Below are 15,847 nucleotides of genomic sequence, written 5' to 3' on the forward strand. Positions count from 1 at the left end.
CGATCGCCCGTACCCTACGGGCCAGGCCGGGCTGCTGACGCAGGACAGTACGGCCGAAGGCCGGCGGGCGGCAGGCGATCGATGAGCAAGTGGAGCACGGTGGGACCCAGGTGAACCGGACGATCATGCTGCCGGCCTCCCTCGACGAGGCCGTCGACGCGCTGGCCGCCGCCCCGGCCGCGGTACCGGTGGCCGGAGCCACCGACCTGATGGAGGCCGTCAACGCCGGCCGACTGCGCCCCGCCGCCCTGGTCGGCCTCGGCCGGATCACCGAACTGCGCGGCTGGCGCTACGAGGACGGCGGCACGGCCGTGCTCGGCGCCGGACTAACCCACGCCCGGATGGACCGCCCCGACTTCGCGGCGCTCATCCCCGCGCTCGCCGACGCCGCCCGCACCGCCGGCCCGCCGCAGGTCCGCAACGTCGGCACCCTCGGCGGGAACATCGTCACCGCCGCCCCGGCCGGCGACACCCTCCCGGTGCTCACCGCGCTGGAGGCCAGCGTCACCCTGGCCCGGGCCGGGGGCACCCGCGAGGTGCCGGTCAGTCACCTGCTCACCGGACTCGACCCGGTGCGCCCCGGCGAACTGCTCACCTGGGTGCGCGTCCCGCTGCTGCACGCCCCGCAGGTCTTCCTCAAGGCCACCGGCCGCAGCGGACCGGCCCGCGCCACCGCCTCCGTCGCCCTGGTCCTCGACCCGGCCCGGCGCTCGGTGCGCTGCGCCGTCGGGGCCGTCGCGCCGGTGCCGCTGCGCCCGCTGGAGGCCGAGGCCTGGGTGGCCGGCTGCATCGACTGGGACGGCAGCCGGGAGATCGACCCGGCCGCGACCGCCGCCTTCGGCGAGTACGTGGCCGCCGCCTGCGTCCCCGACAACTACGGCGCCGAGGGCGCCTGGGAGGCCGTGACCGAGGGGCCGACCGCGGCCGCGGTTCGGTTGCGGCGTACCGTATCGGTGCTGGCCCGACGGGCACTGGGAAGGGCGCTGAAGTGACCACAGACCCCATCGAGACCCTGGACGCCGACCCGCTCGGCCTCTCCCCGCAGGTCAGCCGCGAGCTGCGCCCGTGCGCCTCGTACACGCTGCGGGTCAACGGTTTCGAACGGCCCGTCACCGACGCGTGGATCGGCGAGAGCCTGCTCTACGTGCTGCGCGAGCGGCTCGGCCTGGCCGGCGCCAAGGACGGCTGCGAGCAGGGCGAGTGCGGGGCCTGCTCGGTGCAGGTGGACGGCCAGCTGGTGGCCGGCTGCCTGGTGCCCGCCGCCCTGGCCGCGGACAGCGAGATCAGCACCGTCGAGGGCCTGTCCGCCGCCGGCGGCGCGAGCGCCGTCCAGCAGGCGCTGGCCGCCTCCGGCGCCGTCCAGTGCGGCTACTGCACCCCCGGCATGGCGATGGCGGTGCACGACCTGCTCCAGCGCAACCACCGGCCCACCGAGGTGGAGGCCCGTCAGGCGCTGTGCGGCAACCTCTGCCGCTGCACCGGCTACCGGGGCGTGCTGGCCGCCGTCCAGACCGTCGCGGACGCCCGCGCGGCGGAGGCCGAGGAGGCGGAGGAGGCCGCCGCGCTCGCCGAGGCCGCCGCGCAGGCCGCCGGGCCCGCCCCCGGGGGGCGGGCCGAGCCGGTCGCCGAACCGCCCGCCGACGTGCCGGTGGACGCGCCGGTCGAACCCGGGCAGGCCGTCGAGCCGCCGGTCTACGCCGACGCCGACGCCTGGATCGAGCACGTCCCGCAGCAGCCCGTCGAGGCCCACCCGGTCGCCCACCCGGCGGAGCATTACCACCCGGAGCAGCACGCCGCCGAGCAGCACCACCCGGCGCAGCCCGCCGTGGAACAGCCCGCCATGGCACAGCCCGCCGTCGAGCAGGCCCCGGCCGGGCTGCCGTACGGCGACCCCCAGGGCGGCTACGACACCGGCGTGTACGACACCACCGTGCTGGCCCCGATCCGGGACGACATCCCCGCCCGGATCCCCGCCCAGGCCGCCGACGACCAGGTGTACTACCCGCCGCAGGGCTACCCCGAGCAGCCGTACCAGGCCACCCCCGCGCACGGCACCTACGTGCCCTACCCGGACGGCCACCAGCAGCAGAACGGCTACGACACCGGGTACGACGCCCCGGTCTACGAGCCCACCCCCGCGCACGGGACCCCGCTGCCCGGCTCCGTCTACGACGGCACGCCGCCGCACGGCACCCCGTACGCCGCCCCGCACCCGCACGGTGCCCCGGCCGAGGGCGGCGCCCCGGCCGGTGTCCCGTACGGTGCCACCCCCGCCCACGGCATCCGGCTCCCCGAGGACGACCACGCATCATGACGTCGCCTACCGACATCGGCGCAGCACTCCAGCAGGACGGCGGCGAGGGCGGCGCACCGGAGCCGATCGGCCTGGGCAGCTCCCCGCTGCGCAGCGACGCGCTGCCCAAGGCGCTCGGCATCTACCCGTACGCGGCCGACCTGTGGGCCGAGGGGCTGCTGTGGGGCGCGGTGCTGCGCTCTCCGCACCCGCACGCCCGGATCCGGGGCATCGACACCTCGGCCGCGCTGGCGCTGCCCGGCGTGCACGCCGTGGTCACCGCCGCCGACCTGCCGCCCGGACCGGACGGCACCCCCGACGGCGCCCCGGCCGGGCCGATCGTCGCCGACCGGCCGGTGCTGGCCGCCGGCGTGGTGCGCCACCACGGCGAGCCGATCGCCGCGGTGGCCGCCGACCACCCGGACACCGCCCGGCTGGCGGTCGGCCTGATCGCGGTCGACTACGAGCCGCTGGAGGCCGTCACCGACCCGGAGCAGGCCTTCACCGCGCCGCCGCTGCACCCGGACGGCAACCTGTTCCGCCACCTGCCGCTGCGCACCGGGGACCCGGACGCGGTCGGCGAGATCGTCGTCGAGGGCCTCTACCAGGTCGGCCGGCAGGACCCGGCCCCGCTCGGCGCCGAGGCCGGGCTGGCCGTACCGCGCCCGGACGGCGGCGTCGAGCTGCACCTGTCCTCCACCGACCCGCACGGCGACCGCGACCGCACCGCCGCCTGCCTGGGCCTGGAGCCGGACCGGGTCCGGCTGGTGGTCACCGGCGTGCCCGGCGCCACCACCGACCGCGAGGACCTCTCGTTCCAGGTCACCCTGGCCCTGCTGGCGCTGCGCACCGGGCGGCCGGTGAAGATGACGCTCACCCGCGAGGAGTCCTTCCACACCCACGCCTCGCGCCACCCCGCGCTCCTGCGCTACCGCCACCACGCCGACGCCGAGGGCACGCTGGTGAAGGTCGAGGCGCAGATCCTGCTGGACGGCGGCGCCTACGCGGACGTCTCCGCCGAGGCGCTGGCCGCCGCGACGGCCTTCTCGGCCGGTCCGTACGTCTGCCCGAACGTCTTCGTGGACGCCTGGGCGGTGCGCACCAACAACCCGCCGGCCGGCCGGATGCGCGGCGAGGGCGCCCTGCAGGCCTGCTTCGCGTACGAGTCGCAGCTGGACCAGCTGGCCGCCCGGATCGGCGTGGACCCGGTGGAGATCCGCCGCCGCAACGCGATGTCCACCGGCGACCCGCTGCCCACCGGTCAGGCCGTCACCTGCCCGGCGCCGGTGCGCGCCCTGCTGGACGCGGTCGCCGCCGAGCCGCTGCCGGCCCTGCCGGTGGACGACCCGGACGCCGAGTGGCTGCTGCCCGGCGGGCCCGGCGGCGCGGGCGACCCGGCGGCGGTGCGGCGCGGGATCGGCTACGCCGTCGGCATGGTGCACATGCTGGGCGCCGAGGGCGAGGACGAGGTCTCCACGGCGACCGTGCGGGTCAGCGGGGACCACGCCACGGTGATCTGCGCGGCGGTCGACGCCGGGCAGGGCTTCGCCACGCTGGCCCGGCAGATCGTGCAGACCGTGCTGGGCGTCAGCGAGGTCTACATCGCCCCGGCCGACAGCGACCAGTCGATCGCCGGGCCGTCCGCCCGCGGCCGGCACACCTGGGTCTCCGGCGGCGCCGTCGAGCGGGCCGCGCTGATGGTCCGCCACCAGCTGCTGCAGCCGATCGCGGCGAACTTCGGGATGTCCGCGGAGCTGCTCCAGATCGCCGACGGCAAGATCACCTCGTACGACGGGGTGCTCGGCATGCCGGTCGCCGAGGCGCTGGAGGGCAAGGAGCTCTGGGCCACCGCGCAGTGCCGCCCGCACCCCACCGAGCCGCTGGACGAGGCCGGGCAAGGCGACGCCTTCGTCTCCATCTCGTTCTGCGCGATGCGTGCGGTGGTGGACGTGGACATCGAGCTGGGCGCCGTGCGGGTGGTCGAGATGACGGTCGCCCAGGACGTCGGCCGGGCGCTGAACCCGCGCCAGATCGAGGACCGGATCGAGGCGGGAGTGGCCCAGGGCGTGGGCCTGGCGCTGCTGGAGGACCTGCGGACGGAGGGCGGGGTGCTGCTGAACCCCTCGCTCACCGGCTACCGGCTGCCCACCGCGCTGGACACCCCGGAGGTGCGGATCGCCGCGCTGCTGGAGGAGCGCGACGTGGTGGCCCCGTTCGGCGCGAAGGCGGTCGGAGCGGTGCCCGCGGTGGTCGCCCCGGCGGCCGTCGCCGCGGCCGTGCGCGCCGCCACCGGCCTGCCGGTCGGCCGGCTGCCGATCCGGGCGGAGGACGCCGTCACCGCCTGACCGGGAGCTCCCGGGACGGACCGGGAGCTCCCGGAAAAGGCGGAAAGCAGGGAAAGGAAATTGCCGGCCGACTTTCCGAGTCGACCGGCAATTCCCTTTTCCGGTGAGGCCATGGCGGGAATCGAACCCGCGTGCACCGCTTTGCAGACGGTTCCCTAAGCCACTCGGGCACACGGCCAGTGAATTCATAGTGGCCGATCCGGGGGAGAGGGGTCAATGCCCTTATGTAAATTCTGTATGGCAAGGTGTGCTACCGTCGGGGACAGGTGGCGGTATTTCCGCCACCCCGGACGAGCGCGTCGTACCCGGTGACGACAAGACGGCGCAGTTCAGCGGCAATCCGGCCGCTGTGGACTGCGGAGGTACCACCGTCATGGCCTGGCTCGTTCTGATCGTCTCGGGTGTCCTGGAGACCGTTTGGGCGGTCGCCCTGGAATCGTCCAAGGGCTTCACCCGCCTCGTTCCCAGCCTCGTCTTCGGCATCGCACTGCTGTTCAGCATGGGCGGCCTGGCGTACGCGATGCGCACCATTCCGATCGGCACCGGCTACGCCGTCTGGGTGGGCATCGGAGCGGTCGGCACCGCGGTCTACGGCATGGCCGTCCTGGGGGATGCGGTGACCATGGCCCGGATCGCCTGCCTGCTGCTGATCGTCTCCGGCGTGGTGGGCCTCAAGGTGCTGCACTGACCTCCGCCGCGGTCCCGGCCGGGGCCCGTCCTGGGTCCCGGGGCCCGTCCTAGGCCTTGCGGCCGAGGAGATCACCGACCGGGGTCAGGGGTCATCGGGGCAGACGGCTCTTACGATGTTACGTATGACCACTGCCTCCCCCACCTCGGTCGACCCCGTACCGATACCCCTCGACGACGACCCCGGTGGTGGGGTCCTCGGCGGCCGCTACCGTGCCCTGACGCTGGGGATCGTCTCGGTGGTCCTGGTGATCGCCTTCGAGGCAACGGCCGTCAACACCGCGATGCCGACCGCGGCCCGCGAGCTGAACGGGCTCGGGCTGTACGCGTTCGCCTTCTCCGGCTACTTCACCACCACCCTGTTCGCCCTGGTCGTCTCCGGCCAGTGGTGCGACCGGAGCGGCCCGCTGCGGCCGCTGTTCAGCGGCATCGCCGTGTTCGGCGTGGGGCTGGTGGTGGCCGGGACGGCACCCGGGATGTGGGTGTTCGTGGCCGGGCGGGCCATCCAGGGCCTCGGCGGCGGGCTGGTGATCGTCGCCCTGTACGTGGTGGTCGGCCGGGCCTACCCGGAGCGGCTGCGGCCCGCGGTGTTCGCGGCCTTCTCCTCGGCCTGGGTGCTGCCCTCGATCATCGGTCCGCTGGTCTCCGGGGCCGTCACCCAGCACCTGGGGTGGCGCTGGGTGTTCCTGGCCGTGCCGGTGCTGATCCTGCTGCCGCTGGCCGTGATGGGCCCGGCACTGGCCCGCACCGAGCGGGAGCACCCGGTGGCCAGGGGCGCGGCCTTCGACCGCCGTCGCACCCTGCTGGCCGCGATGGCGGCGGTCGGCGCCGGCCTGCTGCAGTACGCGGGCCAGCGGCGCGACCTGATCGGACTGGTCCCCGGGATCGCCGGGGCGGCGCTGCTGGTGCCGGCGGTCCTCGGCCTGCTGCCGGCGCGGACCCTGCGGGCCGGCCGGGGACTGCCGGCCGTGATCCTGCTGCGCGGGGTGGCCGCGGGGGCGTTCTTCGCCGCCGAGGCCTTCATCCCGCTGATGATGACCACCCAGCGTGAGCTCTCGCCGACGCTGGCCGGCCTGACCCTGACCAGCGGCGGTCTCACCTGGGCGCTCGGCTCCTGGCTCCAGGGCCGGCCCGGGGCGGAGCGCTACCGCACGGCGATGATCCGGGGCGGCTTCGTGCTGACCGCGGTGGCGATCTCGGGCGCCGCGCTGGTGCTGTTCCCGGCGGTGCCGGCCTGGGCCGCGTCGGTGGCCTGGGGCGTCGGCGGCGTCGGGATGGGGATGGCCATCGCGAGCGTCAGCGTGCTGATGATGAAGCTCTCCACGCCGGAGGACGCCGGGGCCAACTCGGCCGCGCTCCAGATGAGCGACGCGCTGGGCAATGTGCTGCTGACCGGTCTGGCCGGGGTGATGTTCGCGGCGCTGGGCGGCGGCTCGCTCGCCGCCGCCCACGGGGGCGGCGGGGAGGCCGGCTCGCCCGGCGCCTTCGCGGTGATCCTGCTGTCGATGGCCGGGGTGGCGCTGCTCGGCGCGGTGCTCTCCGGCCGGGTGCGGACGAAGGCCTGACGGTCAGCCGGCGGTGGCGCCGGCGGGGGCCGTGGCGGGGGCCGTGGCGGGGGGCGCGGCCCCCGCCGGGGCGCCGAGGAAGGCCTCCCAGCCGCCGGCCGGGGACTGCCCCGGGGCGAGGGTCTGGAGCTTGCGCAGCACCGCCGGGTCCTGGGCGTCCAGCCAGTCGACCAGCTGCCGGAAGGAGACCAGCCGGACCTCCGGCTTGTCCGCGATGGTCCTGAGGACGTCCTCGACGGCGTTCATGTAGATGCCGCCGTTCCACTCCTCGAAGTGGTTGCCGATGACGTACGGCGCCCGGTTGCCGTTGTAGGTGCGGTCGAACCCCATCAGGTAGGCGTCGCGGGCCTGGGTCTGGAAGCCGGGGTGGAGCGCCGGGTCGGCCTTGGTGTTGGGGCCGCACTGGTTGTACATGATGTTGTAGTCCATCGAGAGCACCTGGAAGGTGTGCCCGGGGAACGGGATGGACTGCAGCGGGAGGTCCCACAGCGCGCCGCCCTGGATCTTCTGCGGCCACACCTGGGTGCCGTTGCCGCTGCTGTCGTAGCGCCAGCCGCGCCTGACCGCGGTGGGCAGCAGGTTGCGCTGGCCCTCCAGGCAGGGGGTGCGGCTGCCGATCAGCTCCTTGCGGTAGTCGAAGGGCAGCGCGGGCAGGTCGGTGAAGCCGGTGTTGGTGCGCCAGTTCGTCACGAAGTCCATCGCCTGCTGGATCTCGCTGTCCCACTCCTCCGGGGACCACGCGCCGACGCCCGTGGAGCCGCAGAAGTGGCCGTTGAAGTGGGTCCCGATCTCGTGGCCCTCCAGCCAGGCCGCGTGCACGTTCTCCAGGGTGTCGCGGATGTGCTGGTCGCTCAGGTAGCCGATGTCGGAGGCGCCGGCCTTGTGCTGCGGCGGGCGGTAGAGGTCCTTCTTGGACTCGGGCAGCAGGTAGAGGCCGCTGAGGAAGAAGGTCATCTTCGCGTCGTGGTCCCGGGCCAGTCGGCGGAAGCGGGCGAACAGGCCGTTGTCGAGCTCGCCGGCGCCGTCCCAGGAGAAGACCACGAACTGCGGCGGGCGCTGGCCGGGCTGCAGCCGGTCGGGGACGGGCTGGTGCGGCTGGGCGCCGGTGTCCGAGGTGGAGCCGTCACCGATCAGGACCGGCTGCGGCCGGGGGAGCGGGGCCGGGGCCGGAGTGGCGCCCTGCTCGTCGGCCGCTCCGGTGGCCGGCGCGGTGCTGCCGGTCGCCCGCTCCTCGCCGGTGGCGTGGTTGCTGCCGCACCCGGCCGCCAGGGTGGCGGCGGTGGCGGCGCCGGCCGTCAGCAGGGTGCGGCGTGAGAGGGCTTCCATGGTCACTCCGTTCGTGGGGCGGGCGGGCGGCGTGCGGGAGTGCGGAGTCCGGTCGGACAAGTGGGTGATACAACCCGTAACCGGGTCAGCATGGCACGAGGGCGGGGCCGGTCGAAGAGGCGCAGCGCGAGCTCGTGAGTGATCGCTCGAACGACGCAACCGATCGGGTCCGTTGAACCGTCGGTAGCTCGTGTCGGGCGTGCACCCGCGGCGATCGTGCGCGGGGGGCGGTCGTCGCGCTCCGCGACCGGGCGCCCACGCGGCGCAGAAAAGAGGCCGTCCGCCCTGCCGATCGGCGGGTGCCGGTACGACCGTCGTATGGACGTGCCTTACAGTCCGTTCCGGTTGAATTGTTCCCAGGAAACTCCCAGGAAGCGGGGTTCCGTCGGCAGAGGGGAGCGCCCATGGGCGTCCAGCAGAGCAGGGGCCCGTGGCCGGGCACCCTGGCGGCCGGGGCCGCGCTGGTCCTCGGAGCCTGGCTGCTGCACGACGGAGGTTCGTCGCTGCCGCCCGCGCCGGGGGCCGGCCAGGCCCAGGCCGGGATCGCGCCGGTCTCGATCGTGCCGCCGCTCGGCCCGTCCGCGCCGACCCGGATCCGCATCCCGGCGGTGCGGCTGGACGCCCCGGTCACCGCGCTCGGGCTGGACGGCGCCGGCCGTCTCCAGACCCCGCCCGAGGCGGACCGCAACCTGGCGGGCTGGTACCGCGGCGGGGCCAGCCCCGGCCAGCGCGGCACCGCGATCCTGGCAGGACACGTCGACAACAAGGCCGGCCCCGCGGTCTTCTATCATCTGGGCGCGCTCCGTCGCGGGGATCGGATCGAGATCGCCCGGGCGGACGGCGCCACCGCCGTCTACCAGCTCTACGCCATCGAAGTGCACGACCGAAAGGACTTCCCGGACGACCGGGTCTATCGTCAGGCCGCTGACGCACAGCTGCGGGTCATCACCTGCGGCGGTTCGTACAGTGAGGAACACGGCTACGACGGCAACGTCGTCGCCTACGGTTTCCTGGCCGACACCACCCCGCCGGGCAAAGCCGCATGACCACGCTGACCCTTGCCTCCCGCTGGAACCCGATCGACTGGCCGCTCACCGAGGGCCTGATCCCGCACGCCGTGCTGGCGGCAGGCTGGGCGGCGCTGTTCGCGCTAGCCATCGGCCGCGGCCGCAGCTGGTGGCGGGTCCGCCTACCCGCCGCACTGTTCACCGCGGCCGCGCTCAGCTGGCTGCTGGACGTGGTGGTCGACGGCTGGTGGCACCCCTTCCCCGAGGGCACTCCCCGGTACGTCACCTGGTGGATAGCCGTCGCCCTGCTCGGGCTCTGCCTGGTCGGCTACCGGCTGCGCCGGCTCACCTGGCGGCGCCGGGGGCTCGCACTGGGCCTGAGCGGCCTGGTGCTGCTGATGTCCTCCTCCGAGGTCAACATCGGCTTCGGCCAGTTCCCGAGCGGGCGCGTGATGCTGGCGCCCTGGCTGACCAGGACCGACGGGCTGGTCGCCACCAAGGCGGGCCAGATCATGAGCGCCCCGCCCGGCAAGTCGCTGGAGGAGGTCTGGAAGCCCCCGGCGGACCTGCCCGAGAAGGGCACCGTCTCGGTGGTGCCGATCCCCGGCACCAGGTCGGGCTTCAAGGCCCGCGACGCGTACGTCTACCTGCCGCCCGCCTACCAGGCCACCCCGCGGCCGCTGCTGCCGGTGGTCGTGATGATCACCGGCCAGCCCGGCGTCCCGGGGGACTGGGTGCTCTCCGCGCAGATCAACGAGGCGCTGGACGCCTTCGCCGCGGACCACGGCGGCCTCGCGCCGATCGTGGTGATGCCCGATCAGCTCGGCTCCACCTGGGCCAACACGCTCTGCCTCGACTCCAAGATCGCCAAGACCCAGACGTACCTGGCCGTGGACGTGCCGGACTGGGTCCACCAGAACCTCCAGGCCGCGACCGGCCGCACCGCGTGGGCGATCGGGGGCGCCTCGATGGGCGGCACCTGCGCGCTCCAGCTCGGCGTCAACGCGTCCGACGTGTACGGCACCGTCCTCGACATGTCCGGGCAGGAGGAACCGACCCTGGGCAGCCGGGAACAGACCGTCAAGGCCGCCTTCGGCGGTGACGAGAAGAAGTTCGACGCGGTCGATCCGCTCCAGGTGATGGCCCGCAGGAAATTCCCGGACACCAACGTCGCGTTGGTCGTCGGCGAGACCGACGAGGAGTTCAGACCGCAGATGGAGAAGGTCTACCGGGCCGCGCAGGCGGCCGGAATGAAGTCCAAGTTCGACCTGATGCCGGGCGGCCACGGCTGGGTCGTCTTCCGCCCCGGCATCGTCCAGCAGCTCCCGTGGCTCGCCCAGCAGACCGGGCTGACGCGGTGACCGGGGCGGGAACCGCGCTGGCCACCGTCGGCGAGCAGCGCAAGCCGGGGCCGGAGGCGGAGCGCACGGCCGAGCGAAGCACCGACCGGGCCCCGGTCACCCGCACCGCGGAGCCGCGCCCGCAGCGGGTCCGGCGGGCGGCCAGGGCGCTCGGCTCCCGGCTGCGCTCGGCGCCGCTGACGCTGACCCTGCTGGCCGGGCTCTGGCTGCTCGGCGCGGCCACCGGGAGCCTGGGCCACGGCCCGTCCGAACGGCTGCTGGACCGGGCCGGGATCGGCCTGCCCACGCTGGCCGAGGGCCACTGGTGGACGCCGGTCACCTCGATGTTCTGGTGCTCCGGCAGCGGCTCGTACGTGTTCACCAGCCTGCTGCTGCTCCTGGTCGGCCCGGCCGCCGAGCACCGGCTCGGGCGGCCGCGCACCCTCGCGGTGCTGGTCGGCGGGCAGGTCGTCGGCACCCTGCTGGGCACCGCGCTGGTCGCCTTCGGCTCCTCGGCGGGGGAGCAGTGGACCGCCTCGGTGGCCGACCAGATCTCGGTCGGCCCCGGCGTCGGCGTGTTCGCGCTGGCGGGGGTGCTCGGGTACCGGCTCACCGTGCTCTGGCGCCGCCGGCTGCACCTGCTGGTGCTGCTCGTCCCGCTGGTGATGACGCTGTACGTGGGCCACCTGCAGAGCGTCCAGCGGTGCGCCGCCGCGCTGGCCGGGCTCGGCCTGGGCGCGCTGGTCAGCCGGGGCCGCCCGCACCTGCGCACGCACCGCTCCTCGCACTCCGAGACCCGGGTGCTGGTCGCGCTCTGCCTGGTCGCCGCCGCCTTCGGGCCGCTGCTCGCCTCGCTGTACGACAACGCCAGCGGACCGTTCAACACCTTCTCCGAGCTGTACTTCTCGCACCGGCTCAGCCCGGACGAGGTCGCCGACTTCTGCGCGCTGTCGGCGCACGACTGCGCCCGCGCGCACGCCGTCGTCCGGATCTTCGACACCCCGGGCCGGATGATGGCCGCGCTCTTCCCGGCGCTGCTGCTGGTGCTCGCCGAGGGGCTGCGCCGGGGGCTGCGGCTGGCCTGGCTGGTCACCGTGGCCACCGAGCTGCTCTGGGCCGCGCTGCTGTGCTGGCTGTACCTGGACGCCGGGCCGGTGAGCCGGGACGTGGTGCAGTACTTCGTCGAGGCGCTGCTGCTGCCGCTGCTGACCACCGCCCTGCTGGTGGCCACCCGCAAGCGCTTCCCGCTGCGGCTGTCCGGCAGCTCGGTGCGCCGGCTGGCCCTGGTGCTCGGCGGCGCGGCGCTCGCCTCCGCGGCCACCTACGTGGGGGTCGGGCGGCTGGCGGCCGGGGAGTTCGAGCCGGGGGCGACCGCCCGCCGGCTGGTGGCCGGGCTGCCGGCCCAGTTCCTGCCGCCCGCGTACAACGACCTGCTGCCGGACTACCCGATCGCGGTCGGGCCGGTGGCGCGCTTCCTGGAGACGTACTGCGGGCTGGCGTTCTGGGCGGTCGCGCTGGCCGTGCTGCTCTCCGTCTTCCGCCGTCCGGTGCTGCACACCGACGCGGCGGCGGCCGGACGGGCGCGGGCGCTGCTGACCGAGCACGGCGGCGGGACGCTCTCGTTCATCGCCACCTGGGACGGCAACCACTACTGGTTCGACGAGCAGGGCCGGGCGGCCGTCGCCTACCGGGTGGTGGGCACCGTCGCGCTGACCACCGGCGACCCGTTCGGCGCGCCGGAGGACCGCGCCGGGGCGGTGGCCGGCTTCGCCCGGTACTGCGACGCGCGCGGCTGGACGCCGTGCTTCTACAGCGTCTGCGGCGAGACCAGGGACGCCGCCGCGCGGCTCGGCTGGCGCTCGCTGCAGGTCGCCGAGGACACCGTGGTGCCGCTGCCCGAGCTGGCCTTCACCGGCCGCAAGTGGCAGGACATCCGCACCGCCCTCAACAAGGCCGGCAAGCAGGGCATCTCCGCGGAGTGGTGGGCGTACCACGAGGCGCCGCTCGCCCTGCGGGAGCAGATCCGGGCGATCTCCGAGGAGTGGGTCTCCGAGAAGGGCCTGCCGGAGATGGGCTTCACGCTCGGCGGGCTGGCGGAGCTGGACGACCCGGACGTGCGGGTGCTGATCGCGGTGGACGAGCAGCGGGTGGTGCACGGGCTGACCAGCTGGATGCCGGTGTACGAGGACGGCGTGCCGGTCGGCTGGACGCTGGACTTCATGCGCCGGCGCTCGGACGGCTTCCGCGGCGTCAGCGAGTTCCTGATCGCCTCGGCCGCGCTCGGCTTCAAGGAGGAGGGCGCGCGCTTCCTGTCGCTGTCGGGCGCGCCGCTGGCCCGCACCGGGCAGGACGAGGAGCCCACCGGGCTGCAGCGGATGCTGGACTGGATGGGCAAGGTGCTGGAGCCGGTGTACGGCTTCCGCTCGCTGCTGGCCTTCAAGGCGAAGTTCCAGCCGGAGTACCGGCCGATGTACATGGCGTACCCCGACCCGGCCGCGCTGCCCGGCATCACCCGGGCGATCGGCAAGGCGTACCTGCCGCACCTGACGGCGGCCCAGGGCGTCCGGCTGATGCGCAAGCTCTCTAGCTGATCCGCCCCGGGGCGGGCGGGCGACCGCACGGGCTTCCCGGGCCCCGGACCCGGGTTGCCGCCGACGGACGCGGGTGGCCGGAAGCGCGGGGGCGCTTCCGGACGCCGCCGCCCGTCAGCCGAGCAGCTGGGCGAGCGCGCGGTCGGCGTCCAGGTGCAGGTGCTCCTCGCCTTCGGGGACGAGCAGCCGGCTGCGCCACAGGAAGCGGCGCAGGTCGGTCGTGTCGAACTGGAGCAGCGCGGTGCCCTCGGGGGCCCGCAGCTCGACCATGGTGCGCCGGCCGACCGCGGGCCGGACGTGGACGTCGCCGACGCCGGCCGGCAGCTCGATGCCGGCCGAGAGCAGCTGGCGCGCGAAGATCCAGACGATGTCCTCGGAGTCCCGGCGTTCGGCGGGCTCGTCCAGCGAGAACTCGGCGGGGAAGGCCATCCGGACGGCCAGCGGGTCCTCCGGCAGGTAGGAGAGCACCACCCGCAGCCGGACCGAGCGGTGGGGGGAGAGGATCAGACGGGCCTGGACGGGCTCTTCGACGGTGCGCACGGGTGGGTCCCTTCGGTTCGGTGCGAGGCCGCGGTGCGGCAGGTGGGGTCGGTGCGGCCTCACCCTGGTGAGAGTCCCGGGACGGGTGGCGATTACCGGGTTTCACGAGATATCGGATGTGATCCGGGTCACATCGATTTCCGGCCGCGCGGGCCGGGCGTGGCGCCTCGCCCGGAGGCCCGAACGGCGCCGGACCCGGTACGCTGGGCGGGTTGTCCGATCGCCGCCCGACCGCGGGGCGAGGCCGCTAAACCGCCTCTGACCTGCGATGATCCCCCCTCGGAGACCGTGAGTACTGCCGCCGCCTCCTCGATGCCGCTGTTCTCCGACGCACCGGAGTCGCAGGCGCCCGCCCGATCCGCCGGCCATGGCACGCCCGCCGGTTCGCACCACCTCTCCCCGGCCTTCCCCGGCCGCGCCCCGTGGGGCACCGCGGGCAAGCTGCGGGCCTGGCAGCAGGGCGCGCTGGACAAGTACATCGAGACGCAGCCGCGCGACTTCCTCGCGGTCGCCACCCCGGGCGCAGGCAAGACCACCTTCGCGCTCACCCTGGCCTCGTACCTGCTGCACAACCACCTGGTGCAGCAGGTGACCGTCGTCGCGCCGACCGAGCACCTGAAGAAGCAGTGGGCCGAGGCCGCCGCGCGGATAGGCATCAAGCTGGACCCGGCGTACTCCTCCGGGCCGCTGTCCCGGGAGTACCACGGCATCGTGGTCACCTACGCGGGCGTCGGGGTCAACCCGATGCTGCACCGCAACCGGACCGAGGCCCGCAAGACCCTCGTCATCATGGACGAGATCCACCACGCCGGTGACTCCAAGTCCTGGGGCGAGGCCTGCTTCGAGGCCTTCGAGCCGGCCACCCGCCGACTGGCGCTGACCGGTACGCCGTTCCGCTCCGACACCAACCCGATCCCGTTCGTGGCGTACGAGGCGGGCGGCGACGGCATCCGCAAGTCCGTCGCCGACTACACCTACGGCTACGGGCACGCGCTGGCCGACCACGTCGTCCGCCCGGTGATCTTCCTCAGCTACAGCGGCAACATGCGCTGGCGCACCAAGTCCGGCGACGAGCTGGAGGCCCGGCTCGGCGAGCCGATGACCAAGGACCTGATCGCCCAGGCCTGGCGCACCGCGCTGTCCCCGCAGGGCGAGTGGATCCCGGCCGTGCTCCAGGCCGCCGACCGGCGCCTCACCGAGGTCCGCAAGGCGATCCCGGACGCCGGCGGGCTGGTCATCGCCACCGACCAGAACGTGGCCCGGGCCTACGCCAAGATGCTGCGCGAGATCAGTGGCGAGAAGGTCACCCTGGTGCTCTCGGACGAGGCCGAGGCGTCCAAGCGGATCTCCGACTTCGCGGAGGGGACCTCGCGCTGGATGGTCGCCGTCCGCATGGTGTCCGAAGGCGTCGACGTGCCCCGGCTCAGCGTCGGGGTGTACGCGACCTCGATCTCCACCCCGCTGTTCTTCGCCCAGGCCGTCGGCCGCTTCGTGCGCGCCCGCAAGCGCGGCGAGACCGCCTCCGTGTTCCTGCCGACCATCCCGCTGCTGCTGGGCTTCGCCAACGAGATGGAGCTCCAGCGCGACCACGTGCTGGACCGGCCGAAGAAGGAGGGCGAGGGCCTCTTCGACGAGGAGGACCGGCTGCTCGCCGAGGCCGAACGGGCCAACGACGGCCCGGACGGCGCCGGCGGCGAGGAGTTCTCCTACGAGGCGCTGGGCTCCGACGCGGTCTTCGACCGGGTGCTGTACAACGCCATGGAGTTCGGCATGCAGGCCCATCCGGGGAGCGAGGAGGAGGAGGACTACCTCGGCATCCCGGGCCTGCTGGAGCCGGACCAGGTGCAGATGCTGCTCCAGAAGCGCCAGCACCGGCAGATCCAGCGCAGCAAGACCAAGCCCGTCGAGGAGGCCGACCTGCTGGAGCTGCCGGCCGAGCAGCGGCCGGTGGTCACCCACCAGGAACTGCGGGAGCTGCGCAAGGAGCTGAACACGCTGGTCGCCGCCTGGCACCACCGCACCAGCCAGCCGCACGGCACCATCCACAACGAGCTGCGCCGCCAGTGCGGCGGGCCGCTCACCGCGCAGGCCACCGTCAACCAGCTCAACGCGCGGATCGCGAAGATCCGGGAGTGGGCCAAGTAGCGGAGCCG

General features: G+C 74.2%; 11 protein-coding genes, 1 tRNA gene and 1 riboswitch. Of the genes, 9 read left to right on the forward strand and 3 right to left on the reverse strand.

From position 1 onward, the window contains the following. The first annotated feature begins 125 nt into the window (after positions 1-125). The 3 genes from ACFVGO_RS15640 to ACFVGO_RS15650 are packed head-to-tail and all read left to right on the forward strand — an operon-like array spanning position 126 to position 4,638. The gene (locus ACFVGO_RS15640; RefSeq protein WP_355265826.1) at positions 126-992 is read left to right on the forward strand and encodes an FAD binding domain-containing protein; all 867 of its coding nucleotides are present in this window, start codon (positions 126-128) and stop codon (positions 990-992) included. Further along, positions 989-2,314, forward strand: coding sequence for a 2Fe-2S iron-sulfur cluster-binding protein (locus tag ACFVGO_RS15645; protein WP_380632205.1), 1,326 nt, complete (start codon positions 989-991; stop codon positions 2,312-2,314). Before ACFVGO_RS15640 ends, ACFVGO_RS15645 begins: the two co-directional genes overlap by 4 nt. Continuing rightward, a complete protein-coding gene (locus ACFVGO_RS15650; protein WP_359904227.1) occupies positions 2,311-4,638 on the forward strand; it encodes a xanthine dehydrogenase family protein molybdopterin-binding subunit in 2,328 nt (775 codons plus the stop codon). The genes ACFVGO_RS15645 and ACFVGO_RS15650 overlap by 4 nt, the downstream gene beginning before the upstream one ends. Positions 4,639-4,744: 106 nt before the next feature. Here ACFVGO_RS15650 and ACFVGO_RS15655 read toward each other — a convergent pair. Then, a tRNA-Cys gene (locus tag ACFVGO_RS15655) sits at positions 4,745-4,816 on the reverse strand. Positions 4,817-4,901: 85 nt separating this feature from the next. After that, a riboswitch (guanidine-III (ykkC-III) riboswitch) is annotated at positions 4,902-4,967 on the forward strand. A 44-nt stretch (positions 4,968-5,011) separates the two neighbouring features. Here ACFVGO_RS15655 and ACFVGO_RS15660 point away from each other — a divergent pair. Then, positions 5,012-5,326 (forward strand): SMR family transporter, encoded by a 315-nt coding sequence (locus ACFVGO_RS15660; protein WP_359904224.1) that lies wholly within the window; start codon positions 5,012-5,014, stop codon positions 5,324-5,326. A 124-nt stretch (positions 5,327-5,450) separates the two neighbouring features. Further along, a complete protein-coding gene (locus ACFVGO_RS15665; RefSeq protein WP_380351909.1) occupies positions 5,451-6,890 on the forward strand; it encodes an MFS transporter in 1,440 nt (479 codons plus the stop codon). Positions 6,891-6,893: 3 nt separating this feature from the next. On the opposite strand, the gene ACFVGO_RS15670 is transcribed toward ACFVGO_RS15665, so the two are convergent. Beyond that, positions 6,894-8,216, reverse strand: a complete 1,323-nt coding sequence (locus ACFVGO_RS15670; RefSeq protein ID WP_380351911.1) for a hypothetical protein — start codon at positions 8,214-8,216, stop codon at positions 6,894-6,896. Between the two features lie 404 nt (positions 8,217-8,620). On the opposite strand from ACFVGO_RS15670, the gene ACFVGO_RS15675 reads away from it, so the two are divergent. From ACFVGO_RS15675 to ACFVGO_RS15685, 3 genes are read left to right on the forward strand one after another with little or no spacing between them, the layout of a single operon-like run. Continuing rightward, the gene (locus ACFVGO_RS15675) at positions 8,621-9,262 is read left to right on the forward strand and encodes a class F sortase (RefSeq protein ID WP_380351913.1); all 642 of its coding nucleotides are present in this window, start codon (positions 8,621-8,623) and stop codon (positions 9,260-9,262) included. After that, complete coding sequence (locus tag ACFVGO_RS15680; RefSeq protein ID WP_359904212.1) at positions 9,259-10,584, forward strand: alpha/beta hydrolase-fold protein; 1,326 nt, start codon at positions 9,259-9,261, stop codon at positions 10,582-10,584. The genes ACFVGO_RS15675 and ACFVGO_RS15680 overlap by 4 nt, the downstream gene beginning before the upstream one ends. Next, complete coding sequence (locus tag ACFVGO_RS15685) at positions 10,581-13,154, forward strand: rhomboid family intramembrane serine protease (protein WP_380632209.1); 2,574 nt, start codon at positions 10,581-10,583, stop codon at positions 13,152-13,154. Before ACFVGO_RS15680 ends, ACFVGO_RS15685 begins: the two co-directional genes overlap by 4 nt. A 114-nt stretch (positions 13,155-13,268) precedes the next feature. Here the strand turns inward: ACFVGO_RS15685 and ACFVGO_RS15690 are convergent, their stop codons facing one another. Continuing rightward, on the reverse strand, positions 13,269-13,694 hold the full coding sequence (locus ACFVGO_RS15690) for an SsgA family sporulation/cell division regulator (RefSeq protein ID WP_359904206.1): 426 nt from the start codon (positions 13,692-13,694) through the stop codon (positions 13,269-13,271). 312 nt (positions 13,695-14,006) lie between these two features. Between ACFVGO_RS15690 and ACFVGO_RS15695 the strand changes: the two genes are divergently transcribed. Continuing rightward, positions 14,007-15,839, forward strand: coding sequence for a DEAD/DEAH box helicase (locus tag ACFVGO_RS15695; protein WP_380632259.1), 1,833 nt, complete (start codon positions 14,007-14,009; stop codon positions 15,837-15,839). The last annotated feature ends 8 nt before the right edge of the window (positions 15,840-15,847 follow it).

The sequence above is a fragment of the Kitasatospora sp. NPDC057738 genome, assembly GCF_042798815.1.
Lineage (GTDB): Bacteria > Actinomycetota > Actinomycetes > Streptomycetales > Streptomycetaceae > Kitasatospora > Kitasatospora lactacystinica.